Consider the following 12408-nt stretch of genomic DNA (forward strand, 5'->3'; position numbering starts at 1 on the left):
CTGTTATTCTACCAGCATAACGCGATCAGCCCTTTACTGCTTAATACTCACTTTATACTCACTTTTTCTTAATTAAACCCGCGAGTAGTAAGCTCGTGAGCGTTGAGGCGATTAACGCCCCGAGGAATGGCCCCAAGGTGGGAATACTGCCCGGAAAACTTGCCGCCATGACCCCAGCTACCAGGCTACCTTGGCTCAACCAACCCGGGAGAATAGCCCCCAGCAGTCCCGCGATGCCCCCCGCAATGGCCGCAATCGGCGTCATGCGTTGCCATAAGCCAAGCAGTACAGGCACCACAATAGCGGCACACAGCAAGTCAGCAATCAAAAAAAGCCGCAGCACCGACAGGCCCTGCAGGGCAATCATTACCACTGGGATCATCACGATTACCGTCACCCAGCGGGCAGCCACCAGTGAAACGCCCTGCTGCTCGCTGCGCGCTACCACTAGTGAAGCAATCCCGTTTTGAAGTGTATCAACGCTGGAGGCCACCAAGGTCACCGCCAGCACCAAGGCAGGTAACGTCAGCCAAACGGGAGCGTCGCTTAACAGGGCAAAGAACGGTATTGGCGGCTCGCCGAGCGGCACACCACTCATTGCTGCCAACACGCCAAGACCGCCAATCACCATCACTACCAGGACTGTCATCGCGCCACCTAACCAGGCGCCACGTCCTAAGCTTTGATTATCTTGAGCGGCCCATACTCGCTGCCAATAGCCTTGGTGGAAAAGGTTCGCGGCGGTGACCGCGATCACTAGCGTTAACGCTACGCTTAGCGCACTCGATACAGGAATAGACGGGAGCGCAGCCTCACTGGGTATGGAGGGCAACCGCCATAGGGCCATGCCACCCACCACACACAGCAATATCAGCAGCAACCACGCCTGCCAACGGTCGGTGGCAAGGCTGGCACGCAGCCCGCCCGCCGCAGTATAAATCAGCGTGGTAAGCGCCACCCCAATAATCACCAGCGCGGGCGGCACATCGGAAAGCAGCGCGGTGATAGCCCCTATAGCGGTGAGCTCAGCGGCTAGAAAGCAAGACATATAGGCGATGGAGACCAGCGTTACCCAGCGCCGTACACCAGGGCCATAGCACGCCTCAGCAAACTCGGCGATACTGCGCCCCTCTGGCAACGCACGGCGAATCTTCGGCCCATACAGCCCTAAGACGATAAACGGCAGCGCAGAGCCAAGCGCATAGCCTGCAAGGGCGAGTGGGCCGACAAAGGCGCCTATTTCGGGGGGCGCAAAGAGAATCCATGCGCCCATACCGGAAGCAAGGAAGGAGAGCCCCAGGGTAGAAGCTGTTTGCGAGTTGCGGGCGGTGACATAGTCATCAAGTGGGCCGTCCACCCAGCGAGCCCGTAGGCCTAAATAAGCAAAGCAGCACAGCGCCGCGCCAAGCACGGCTGACGTCAGGTAAAGCATGTCGCGCTTCCTCCGCCGGTACGAACCGGATCAGGTTCCAGGGTCTGCGCGCTGCGCATCTCAGCCCTTTTCAACAGGGGCTCCCCTGGCGACAGTGAATGTAGGTACGCCGTTAAGAACAATGTTAAAAACGGTGTCAAAAACGTCGTTAAGAACGATGTCAAAACAGATTCAGGAACTATTCTCAATCAGAACCACAACTTAGTAAAGTTTAAGGTGTGGTGGTCGTATCCGAACGAGGCACGCGTCCCATTAAGTAAAACTCTTCATTCGGCGGTGTACCCGCCAGCGTAACTAATCGATTTGACAGGCCAAAAAACGCCGAGATGGCACCTATATCCCAGCAATCCTCTTGGCTAAAACCAACGTCAAGCAAGCGGGTGAGCCACTCGTCGGTCATTTCGCCGACATCGATAGCGCAGTGCATAGCAAAATCGAGCATTACTCTGTGGCGCTCACTAATCGGCGCCACGCGATGGTTGATCGCCACTTGGTCAGCGAGCAGCGGATCTTTACTGTAAATGCGCACCAGAGCACCGTGAGCGACCACACAATACAAGCAGCGGTTACGCGCGCTGGTAGCGACCACAATCATCTCTTTTTCGGCTTTGGTGAGCGTGTCCGATTCGCGTTCCATTAACGCATCGTGATAGGCAAAGAAAGCACGAAACTCAGCGGGGCGATGGGCCAGCATCAGAAAGACATTGGGCACAAACCCCGCCTTCTCCTGAACGGCCAAAATGGTACTACGAATATCTTCCGGCAGATCATCCAATGTTTCAGGCACGTTAAAACGACTTAATGATGCAGACATACTCACCTCTTTATTGTTAAATTTAAACATCTGGTAAAAAAGGGTTAGCTGATGAGTAACAAAAAACTAAATTAAGACGCTTTTAATCAGCACACCTGCTCGCCATACTGATGTATCGATCTGTGATAAAAACCGCGCACTACTCTCTTAATAAACAGTTCGTTCAAAGGGACACTGTCATGAACCAAAACGAAGCCAAGGAACATACCCCCGGTCGCCTAAACGAGCTGTTTGCTGACCCCTATCGAGCGTTTGAAAATGATACCGATGAGCGTCAGTTGCATATTCGTATCATGTTACATATGTTGCTGGCCCGCCCAATGACACGCGGTCAAATGACACTCCGCGTTATCCATGGCTGGGAAAACGGTGGCTTTGAGCCCGAAGACCTACAGCATGTCGACTACTCTCTCAGTGGTGTGGTGGACTTTAAGCGCGCAGTACAGGATTTTGAACGAGCCTCGAAGCAGAACACACCGCTACCTGCCGACAAGACCGCCATTCTTGCCGCCCCACTCGCCGATGCGATTGCAGATGCCAAAGCAGAGGGCCAAGAACTCACTAACGACATTCGCGATACCCCAGCACGATGGCCAGCGTTTGAAGGCGGTTTAGCCCTCTACACGCTGTTCAAAATGTACCACCGTCTCATTTACGGTGAAGATGACAACTACCGCTGCTCCCAGTGCATGACGCCATTAGGCATGCGCGAAATACATGAATTTCATCTTGAAGAGGGTGAATTTGCGCTACTCGTTCCAACAGCGGCTCAGTTTATGCATGAAGAATCACTTTTAGTGTTACATGAAAGCCAGCTCGGCCCCATCGAACAATTACTCGAAGAAAGCCTGCCTTTATTCGATAATTTCTAAGCCAGGACAGCCGTTACACGCCCGTCAATTGGCCCTGTTTTCTGCAGGGCCAATGTTCGTTAACCCAGCAAACGCTCCTTAGCCCAGTGAAATCGTGCTGTTAATACCACTGGAAACATTTTCTGGTTCAAACCAACGCGCTGTCACGGTTTTTGTTTGTGTCCAGAAAGCAATCGCTTGCTTACCATTAGGGCCTAAATCGCCTAGCTTTGAAGCCCTTGAACCAGTGAAGCTGAAGTAAGCAACCGGCACTGGAATCGGCACGTTAATACCAATTTGACCAACGTCGATATCGGTTTCAAAACGGCGCGCGACCCAACCGGAGTTGGTAAAGATAGAGGTGCCGTTGCCGTTAGGGTTGGCATTAATAAAGGCAATCGCCTCATCAAGTGTTTCAACACTCACCACACACAGAACAGGACCAAAAATCTCCTCTCGGTAAATGGTCATATCCGCCGTTACGTCAGCAAACAGGGTCGGCCCCACAAAGTTGCCGTTTGGATAACCCTCCACCTGAACATTGCGCCCATCGACCATCAGTTTGGCGCCCTCTTTCTCCCCCGCATCGATTAAACGCAGGACACGATCACGGGCAGCGGGTGACACCAGTGGGCCCAAATCCGCATCAAGCTGAGTGCCAGGACCGACTTTCATTGCTCGCGCCGCATCGACGATATCACTCAGCCACTCACGCGCCTCACCCACCAGCACCACTACCGAGTTTGCCATGCAGCGTTGGCCCGCCGCGCCAAAGGCTGAGCCCAGCAGGTTGTTAATCGCTTGGCTACGGTTAGCATCGGGCATCACCACGCAGTGGTTCTTGGCCCCCATCATCGCTTGCATCCGCTTGCCTGCCGCCGCCGCACGGTTATACAGCAGCGACCCCACATGGGTAGAGCCGATGAACGAGAGCGCTTTGATATCCTGATGGTCAGCAATTTGGTTGGCCACATCCGGGCCACCGTGCACCACATTGAGCACGCCCGCAGGGACACCGGCTTCATGAGCTAATTCCACTAAGCGCATGGTAGAGCTAGGGTCTTGCTCCGATGGTTTGAGAACAAAGGTATTACCGGTGGCAATCGCCAGCGGGAACATAAAACAGGGCAGCATAATCGGGAAGTTAAAGGCGGTAATTCCCGCCCCCACCCCTAGCGGTTGGTGCATGGTGTAAACGTCTACCTCGTTGGCAGCGTTTTCAGCTAATTCACCCAACTGCAGCGAAGTAATCGAGCAGGCGTGTTCCACCACTTCCAAGCCACGGCCCACTTCGCCTTCCGCATCGGGCAGGGTTTTACCATGCTCCTCGGTAATCAGTGCCGCCAGTTCAGCGGTATTGTCGCGAATCAGCGCCTGCAGCTTGAGCATGATGCGCATGCGTTTTCCCAGCGGGACTTTACGCCACTCCTTAAACGCTTCTTTAGAGCTGCTGATAGCGCGTTCTACTTCATCAGCGGTACAGAACGGTACCCGGGCGACTACCTCTTGCGTGGCGGGGTTAACCACATCGCGCCACTCCTGGCTTTGCGACTGCATGGGCTGACCATCGATATACATGGGGATTTCGCGAACGGACATAGCGTTGCTCCTGTTTATGATTGTGGTTGTTATGGCTCTGGTTGTAATGGCTCTGGTTGAAATGGTTCTGGTTGTTATGGCTCTGATTGTAATGACAATGGTGGTTATGGTCGTGATGGTTGTAAGAAATCGGTTTGTAAAAAGTCTATCGCGTTAAAGTAAGAACACAGGGTATAGCAGCAAGTTGACGTAAACGTCAATCAAGTATCGTATGAGTAAACAAAATCTACAGCGGGACGTCAATTAGCCTTTCCATTGTGTCGTCAGGCTGGCTATGCTTCGGCTACTCAGTGTGCCGCAGTTTCGCGGATCGCACACGGCGAACGCACGTGTTTTAACACAGGGAATTATCTATGCAGACTTTTAGCTGCCGCTGTGGCAATCCGCTGTTCTACGAAAACACCCACTGCCTTGGCTGCCAGTCAGAGGTCGGCTGGTGCCCGGCTTGCAGCAATATCGTTGCCATTGAGCCCCTGGCTTACGGCGGCTATCACTGCACCTATCCAGGTTGTGATACGGCGCTGATGAAGTGTCACAACTACGCTGTTGAGAACGTCTGCAATCGCATGGTGGTGATGGAAAACGGCCAAGCTGACGCGCTATGCGACTGCTGCCGATATAACGCCATGATTCCCGACTTAACCATCGATGGAAACCGCGAGCGGTGGGCAGCGCTTGAAGCTGCCAAAAGGCGCCTGTTTCACACCCTCGATCTACTCAAACTGCCCCACGGCACCCAAGAGGATGCTATTGCGGTGCCATTAAGTTTCTCGTTTATGGCGGATGCCCTGCCCGACCAAGGGTTATGGCGCTCCACTGCGAACCAGAAGAAAGTGTATACCGGCCATGCATCAGGACATATCACCATTAATGTCAAAGAGGCTGACGACGTTGAGCGCGAGCGTTTGCGGGTCGATATGAACGAGTCACACCGCACCTTGATTGGCCACTTCCGCCACGAGATCGGTCACTATTACTGGGATGTTTTGGTTAAGGATCGCGATGAAGAGGCGTGTCGCGCTGTATTTGGCAACCACCATCGGCCAAGCTATACCGAAGCGTTAGAGCGTTACTACCAGCAGGGTGCCCCCGGCGACTGGCCCAACCGCTTTATCTCCGCCTACGCCACCATGCACCCCTGGGAAGATTTTGCCGAAACCTTCGCCTATTACTTGGACATGGTCGCCGTGCTGGATACGGCGCTGCACATGGGCATCACCCACGTGGAATACGACGGCAGCCTAGAGAGCATGCTGATTGCTTTTCATCAGGTAGGCATGGCAGTAAATGAGCTCAACCGGGATATGGGCCTGCTCGATTTAGCGCCTGGGGTACTTGCCCCGGCGGTGCGCGAGAAACTGGCGTACCTGCACCACATCATTCAGGCCGCCAGCCCATTAGAGAATCAGTAATTAACACTTAGTCGTTGTCGTTATCCCCCGCGTGGCTCTGACTTTGGCTCTGACTCTGGGTTTGGGTCACACGGGGGACGCTGTCGTCATTCACAAAGTAGGTGGCGCTAAGCGTATCGTGGATGGCGGCAAAGCCGATCTGCAGTTCATCGATAAACAGGTGCAGCTTACTGGGTGAATGGGCTAACGCTTGGATATCGGCATCCACCACATCGGCGCGCACCAGTGAAACGGTCGCCGCCGGACGATCCTGACGTGGCAGTAGCGTCAGCTCATGACCCAGGGTTTCGAGACTGCAGGCAATCGAACGCGGCAGGTTGGGGTCTTGCAGTAAAAAACGCAATACATCGGGGCCGCGAACGCGCAAGCGCACCTGCTGGCGGTACATTTGATAGGCGGTGAGCGACTTGAGTACGCTCATCCACTGCAGGTTTTCAAACGGCAGCAGCTCTTCAGGGTTTTGCGGCAGCAGGCTGGCGGAGCGCACATCGACAATACGGGTAGTCATATCGGCCCGCTCTAACTGACGCCCCAGCTCAATAAAGGTGCGCGCAGGGCCATGGCTTAACGTGCCTTCAATCAGGCCCGTCAGCGCCTGGCAGCCACGAATAACACTTTTGAGAAAGCTATCGCGACGTCGTGGACTAACGCCGTTTTCGGCATGGTCGGCGACACTCAGATAGAGCTGGTTAACCTCCTCCCAAATCTCCCGGGGCACCACATCCCGGGTGGTTCTCAGGTTCTCACGGGCACTGGCAAGCGCGGAAATAATCGAAATATCATTGTCGGGATCAGCGCATAAAAAATGCACCACGTTGCGCTCATCAAAATCGTCATGGCGTGCGGTGAAAGCTTCCAGGCTGCCGGTCATTTCGATAAGCGGCGCCCAACCCAGCGGCAAGCGCCCCGGCAAATCGAGCATAAGGTGACTATTGACGCTCAGTAGGCGTGCGGTATCTTCCGCACGTTCAATATAGCGCGCCATCCAGTAGAGGTTCTCTGCAACGCGTGACAGCATGGCGTTAGGCTCCTTTCACCGCGGCCACTGCCGCCTTATCGTCGGTTTCTACAATCCAGGTATCTTTACTGCCACCACCTTGAGAGGAGTTCACCACCAGCGACCCCTCTATCAATGCCACGCGGGTGAGGCCACCGGTGGTGACGTGGATTTCAGGCCCAGAGAGTATGAAAGGGCGTAAATCCACATGGCGCGGCTGAGGTATACCATTCGCCAACGTCGGTGTGGTCGACAGCGCCAGGGTGGGCTGCGCCATGTAGTTGCGCGGGTTCGCCTTAATCAAGCGGGCAAACTCTTCGCGGGTCTCTTTGGTTGAGCGCGGGCCAATCAGCATGCCGTAGCCCCCCGACTCATTGGCCGGCTTCACCACCAGCTCATCGAGATGATCAAGCACATAGCGGCGATCATCTTCGAACATGCACAGGTAACTGGGCACGTTCGGCAGCAGCGGCTCCTGGTCAAGATAGTAGCGGATCAGCGCAGGCACGAACGCATAAACAACCTTGTCATCTGCCACGCCAGCACCGGGTGCATTGGCCAGCGCTACTTTGCCAGCACGCCAAGCGCGCATCAGGCCCGCCACCCCCAGCATGGAGTCAGGGTTAAACGCTTCCGGGTCGAGAAACTCGTCATCCACGCGACGATAGATAACGTCGACTCGGCGCAGGCCTTCTACGGTGCGCATGTACACCACATCATTGTCATCCACTAGCAAGTCGCTGCCTTGCACCAGCTCGACGCCCATTTGCTGGGCAAGGTAGGCATGCTCAAAGTAAGCGGAGTTATAGATTCCAGGGGTCAGCACCACCACCTGAGGATCATCTCCAGGGCGGGGTGACATTGCGGCGAGCATGTCGTAAAGATTGGCCACATAGTCATCAACGGGGAGGATTTTGCCAGTGGCAAACAGCTCCGGCAGCACCCGCTTGGTGACATTACGGTTTTCCAACATGTAGGAGACGCCGGAAGGAATGCGTAAGTTATCCTCCAACACGTACAGCGTGCCATCCCCATCGCGCACTAGATCTGAACCGCATACATGGGCCCACACCCCGTGAGGGGGATTAATACCGACGCACTGGGGGCGGAAATTAACCGACTGCGCTAGCACCTCGGCGGGCAATACTTTGTCCTTAATAACTTTTTGGTCGTGGTAGAGATCATCAATAAATAGGTTTAGCGCCTGCACGCGCTGTTTGAGGCCTGCCTCGGTTTTACGCCACTCGCTGGCGGGAATAATCCGCGGCACAATATCAAAGGGCCAAGCGCGGTCAATCATCGCGCCTTCAGAGTAGACAGTGAAGGTAATCCCCATGGTACGAATGGCGATTTCCGCCGCGGTTTTCCGCTCGGCTAACTCTTCTGCGCTAAACCTTGCCAACATGTTGCACAATTCACCCGCTGAATCGCGAGGCTGACCGGGTGCGGCCATCAGCTCATCGTAGTAATCACGACACGCATAGTTATTCCAATTCACTTGGCTCATGGGCGCTCTCCTGGCGCTGGGGTGGAAGCGGCAACTTCCTCAATGCACAGTGTAGGCCTGCCGCGCGCAAAACAATCAAACAATTGAGAGCAAAATACGTACCATCTTTTGCGATATTTCAACGTTCGCTTACTTAAACGCTTCTTGACAGGGAGCACGAGCCAATTAAAGCGACTTTCTGCCCCACATCGGTGCAGTAAAGCAGTGCTATTTTGGTGCATTAAGTGATTTCCACTTTAGTTAAACGCCTTAGTTAAGATAGCGGCTGCAAAAAAGTAAAAGTGGAACGATACTTGCGAAACGTTCGGTTATTCTTTAACCCAACCGACCCACCGGTTGATAACGGTTCTTTTGAGGGTGGCCCATGACCATTCGCGTTGCCTTGTATCATCGTACGACCTACCACTTTGACCGCCCGGTGCGTCTTTCGCCCCATGTTATTCGGCTGCGTCCCGCGCCCCACTGCCGCACCCATATTGAGGCCTACTCGCTCAAGCTCTCCGGCGACGACCACTTTTTAAACTGGCAACAGGATCCGTTTGGCAACTTCAATGCCCGTGTGGTGTTCCCCGAACCGCGTAAAGAGTTAACCATTGCCGTCGAGCTCATCGCGCCAATGACGGTGATCAACCCGTTCGATTTCTTCTTGGACGACATTGCGCAAACGATTCCCTTTGCCTACCCCGAAGCACTGCGCCAGGAGCTAAGCCCCTATCTGGAAATAACCGAGTCAGGGCCACGGTTGATGGAGTGGCTCAAGGCCGTTCCCCGCGAACCCACCACCACCGTCGATTTCCTGGTAGCGCTTAATCAACGCCTGCAGGAGGATATTGGTTATCTGGTACGCATGGAGCCCGGTGTTCAGAGCTGCGAAGAAACCTTAACGTTCGCCAGCGGATCCTGCCGCGACAGCGCCTGGCTGCTGGTACAAATTTTCCGCCATTTGGGCCTTGCCGCACGCTTTGTGTCAGGCTACCTCATTCAGCTCAAGTCCGACGTCAAAGCGCTGGATGGCCCCAGCGGCAGCGAAGTGGATTTCACCGACCTACACGCCTGGACCGAAGTCTTCCTGCCCGGCGCAGGCTGGGTGGGGCTCGATCCCACTTCAGGGCTGTTCGCTGGCGAAGGCCACATCCCCCTCGCCGCCACCCCGACGACTGGTAGTGCGGCCGCGATTACCGGGTTTTCGGATAAGTGTGAAGTCACTTTCGATGTCACCATGGAAGTGGAACGCATCCACGAAGACCCGCGGGTCACCAAGCCCTATAGCGATGAGCAGTGGCAGCGTATCTGCGCATTGGGTGACGAAGTAGATGCCGAGCTGCTCCACCAGGACGTACGCCTCACCATGGGCGGCGAACCCACCTTTGTCTCGATCGACGATGTGGAGAGCCCGCAGTGGAATACCGAAGCCCTGGGCGAACACAAGCGCGAACGCGCTGAGGCACTGCTAACCCGGCTGCAGGCCGCTTACGCCCCCGGCAGCGCTATCCAGCAACAGCAAGGCAAGTGGTACCCCGGCGAACCGCTGCCCCGCTGGGCGCTAGCCTGTTACTGGCGTAAAGATGGCGTGCCCCTATGGCGCGACCCGCAATGGCTAGCCTGCCTAGACGGCTCACCAGAGATCAATGCAGATGATGCAATGGCTCAGCGCTTTACTAAAGCGCTTAGCGAACGCCTGGGCGTAGCCGAGCGCTACTGGATTCCGGCGTTCGAGGACACCTACTACTATCTATGGAAAGAGCAGTCACTACCGGTCAACGTTGACCCACGTGAAGCCAATCTCAAAGATGACGCCGAACGCCACCGGTTAGCGCGCTTATTAGAACAAGGCTTAGGCGAAGTGGTTGGTTATGCCCTACCGTTGCGCCACTCGATTAGCCAGGCCCACCGCTGGGAAAGCGGTCGCTGGCCGCTCAAGCGTGAACACCTGTTCCTGGTGCCCGGCGACTCGCCCATGGGCCTGCGTTTACCGCTTTCGGCGCTGCCTTGGGCTGACCCAGAAGAGCAGCCCCAACCGGAGTCGCTATTCGCGCCCCGCCCTGAATTGGGCGATATTCACGGTGAAGTTGCTCGCCGCAACGCCGAACAGCCCCACCTCAGCGAGGCCGAACGCTTGGGTAGAACCAGCCACCCAAGCCCTTCTCATCCTGAGGGCGAAGCGGTTCAGCAGCAGCCCCGGGCGGAAATCGACACTGAGAGTGGCGTTATTCACACCAGCCTATGTGTGGAGCCACGGGAAGGCCGCCTGCATATTTTCCTGCCGCCGCTGACCAGCTTAGAGCACTACCTCGACCTGCTGAGCACCGTTGAAGAGTGCGCCAAGGAGCTCGCCTGCCCGGTGATGGTAGAGGGCTATTCGCCGCCTAGGGATCCGCGCCTGGAAAACTTTATGATCACCCCCGACCCGGGCGTGATCGAAGTGAACATTATGCCCGCTGCCAGTTGGCAAACCCTGGTCGCGCAAACTGAACGGCTGTATGCCGAGGCACGTGAAACCCGCCTGGGCACTGAGAAATTCATGCTGGATGGCCGCCACACCGGCACCGGCGGTGGTAACCATGTCACACTGGGCGGCATCACGCCTGACGACTCGCCGTTTTTACGCCGACCAGATTTGCTGGCTAGCCTGGTCACTTATTGGCAGCATCACCCCAGCCTCTCTTACCTGTTTTCAGGCCTGTTTATTGGCCCTACCAGCCAAGCGCCACGAGTGGATGAAGCACGCCATGAAGCGCTCTATGAGCTGGAAATTGCCCTGCAGCAAATGCCCGAAGGTGAGGTCGTACAACCCTGGCTGGTGGATCGCTTACTGCGTCACCTGCTAACCGACTTGACCGGCAACACCCACCGCGCCGAGTTCTGTATCGACAAACTCTATTCGCCGGATAGCGACAGTGGGCGATTAGGATTACTGGAACTACGCGGCTTTGAGATGCCGCCCCACGCCCGCATGGGGTTAATGCAGATGCTGCTGATCCGCGCCCTTGTCGCGCGCTGCTGGAAAACCCCCTACCGGGCCAAACCGGTGCGTTGGGGTAGCGCGTTACAGGATCGCTGGATGCTGCCTCACTACCTGTGGAATGACCTTGACGATGTGTTAAGTGACTTGCGCCACCACGGCTTCGACTTTGACCTGCAGTGGTTCGCCCCCTTCCTGGAGTTCCGCTTCCCGCTACACGGGCGCTTGCACACCCCGATGCTGGATATTGAGCTGCGCCAGGCTATCGAGCCCTGGCACGTGCTGGGTGAAGAAGCCTCCGCAGGCGGCACCGCCCGCTATGTGGATTCCTCAGTGGAACGCCTGGAAGTCAAAGTCAGCGGCATGAGCGGCGACCGCTACGTGGTGACCTGCAACGGTCGTCGGGTACCGCTTTCTGCCACCGGCAGAAACGGCGAAGCGGTGGCCGGGGTGCGCTATCGCGCTTGGCAGCCACCGTCTGCGCTGCATCCGCAAATTCCCATTCACGCACCGTTGGTATTTGATGTCATCGATACCTGGAATCAGCGCTCAGTGGCGGGCTGTACCTATTACGTGGTGCACCCCACAGGGCGTAACTTCGACACCTTCCCGGTCAATGCGTTTGAAGCCGAAGCGCGCCGACTGGGGCGTTTTAGTGACAGCGGCCATCGCCACGGACATCAGGTGCCCAAGCTGGAAACGCCTAGCCTGGAACTGCCACAAACCCTCGACCTGCGTTGGACGCCCAGTTAATGTTTTTTAACAAAGCTAACGCTTTTCTCTTAGCGCCCAGTACAGGATAATCCGCCCCTTACCTCTCAGGATTACAAGGAT

8 protein-coding genes and 1 riboswitch are annotated in these 12408 nt (G+C 55.8%); of the genes, 3 read left to right on the plus strand and 5 right to left on the minus strand.

The features are described 5' to 3' along the window. Positions 1 to 58 precede the first annotated feature (58 nt). A complete protein-coding gene (locus tag J7J49_RS08070; RefSeq protein ID WP_215091650.1) occupies positions 59 to 1432 on the minus strand; it encodes a sodium:solute symporter family transporter in 1374 nt (457 codons plus the stop codon). After that, positions 1422 to 1529: riboswitch (TPP riboswitch) on the minus strand. (Overlaps the previous gene by 11 nt.) A 114-nt stretch (positions 1530 to 1643) precedes the next feature. Beyond that, the gene (locus J7J49_RS08075) at positions 1644 to 2246 is read right to left on the minus strand and encodes a peroxidase-related enzyme (RefSeq protein ID WP_215091652.1); all 603 of its coding nucleotides are present in this window, start codon (positions 2244 to 2246) and stop codon (positions 1644 to 1646) included. Positions 2247 to 2425: 179 nt separating this feature from the next. On the opposite strand from J7J49_RS08075, the gene J7J49_RS08080 reads away from it, so the two are divergent. Then, on the plus strand, positions 2426 to 3118 hold the full coding sequence (locus tag J7J49_RS08080; protein ID WP_064234842.1) for a hypothetical protein: 693 nt from the start codon (positions 2426 to 2428) through the stop codon (positions 3116 to 3118). 78 nt (positions 3119 to 3196) lie between these two features. On the opposite strand, the gene J7J49_RS08085 is transcribed toward J7J49_RS08080, so the two are convergent. Then, on the minus strand, positions 3197 to 4696 hold the full coding sequence (locus J7J49_RS08085) for a CoA-acylating methylmalonate-semialdehyde dehydrogenase (protein WP_215091654.1): 1500 nt from the start codon (positions 4694 to 4696) through the stop codon (positions 3197 to 3199). Between the two features lie 353 nt (positions 4697 to 5049). Between J7J49_RS08085 and J7J49_RS08090 the strand changes: the two genes are divergently transcribed. Continuing rightward, the gene (locus J7J49_RS08090) at positions 5050 to 6108 is read left to right on the plus strand and encodes a zinc-binding metallopeptidase family protein (RefSeq protein WP_215091656.1); all 1059 of its coding nucleotides are present in this window, start codon (positions 5050 to 5052) and stop codon (positions 6106 to 6108) included. Positions 6109 to 6115: 7 nt separating this feature from the next. Here J7J49_RS08090 and J7J49_RS08095 read toward each other — a convergent pair whose 3' ends face one another. Both J7J49_RS08095 and J7J49_RS08100 read right to left on the minus strand, forming a co-directional pair. Further along, entirely contained in the window at positions 6116 to 7126 is a 1011-nt protein-coding gene (locus J7J49_RS08095; RefSeq protein WP_215091659.1) for an alpha-E domain-containing protein, read from the minus strand. Positions 7127 to 7130: 4 nt separating this feature from the next. Beyond that, positions 7131 to 8612 (minus strand): circularly permuted type 2 ATP-grasp protein, encoded by a 1482-nt coding sequence (locus tag J7J49_RS08100; RefSeq protein WP_064234846.1) that lies wholly within the window; start codon positions 8610 to 8612, stop codon positions 7131 to 7133. Positions 8613 to 8976: 364 nt separating this feature from the next. Here J7J49_RS08100 and J7J49_RS08105 point away from each other — a divergent pair, with 364 nt between their 5' ends. Next, a complete protein-coding gene (locus tag J7J49_RS08105) occupies positions 8977 to 12327 on the plus strand; it encodes a transglutaminase family protein (RefSeq protein WP_215091661.1) in 3351 nt (1116 codons plus the stop codon). The last annotated feature ends 81 nt before the right edge of the window (positions 12328 to 12408 follow it).

Origin of the sequence: Halomonas sp. ISL-56 (genome assembly GCF_018612805.1) — a bacterium.
Classification (GTDB): domain Bacteria; phylum Pseudomonadota; class Gammaproteobacteria; order Pseudomonadales; family Halomonadaceae; genus Vreelandella.

Bases quoted from the DNA above. Each gene is read 5' to 3' on its own strand.
- J7J49_RS08075 (WP_215091652.1), bottom strand. From the start codon at position 2,246: ATGTCTGCATCATTAAGTCGTTTTAACGTGCCTGAAACATTGGATGAT.
- J7J49_RS08080 (WP_064234842.1), top strand. From the start codon at position 2,426: ATGAACCAAAACGAAGCCAAGGAACATACCCCCGGTCGCCTAAACGAG.
- J7J49_RS08090 (WP_215091656.1), top strand. From the start codon at position 5,050: ATGCAGACTTTTAGCTGCCGCTGTGGCAATCCGCTGTTCTACGAAAAC.
- J7J49_RS08105 (WP_215091661.1), top strand. From the start codon at position 8,977: ATGACCATTCGCGTTGCCTTGTATCATCGTACGACCTACCACTTTGAC.
- J7J49_RS08095 (WP_215091659.1), bottom strand. From the start codon at position 7,126: ATGCTGTCACGCGTTGCAGAGAACCTCTACTGGATGGCGCGCTATATT.
- J7J49_RS08070 (WP_215091650.1), bottom strand. From the start codon at position 1,432: ATGCTTTACCTGACGTCAGCCGTGCTTGGCGCGGCGCTGTGCTGCTTT.
- J7J49_RS08100 (WP_064234846.1), bottom strand. From the start codon at position 8,612: ATGAGCCAAGTGAATTGGAATAACTATGCGTGTCGTGATTACTACGAT.
- J7J49_RS08085 (WP_215091654.1), bottom strand. From the start codon at position 4,696: ATGTCCGTTCGCGAAATCCCCATGTATATCGATGGTCAGCCCATGCAG.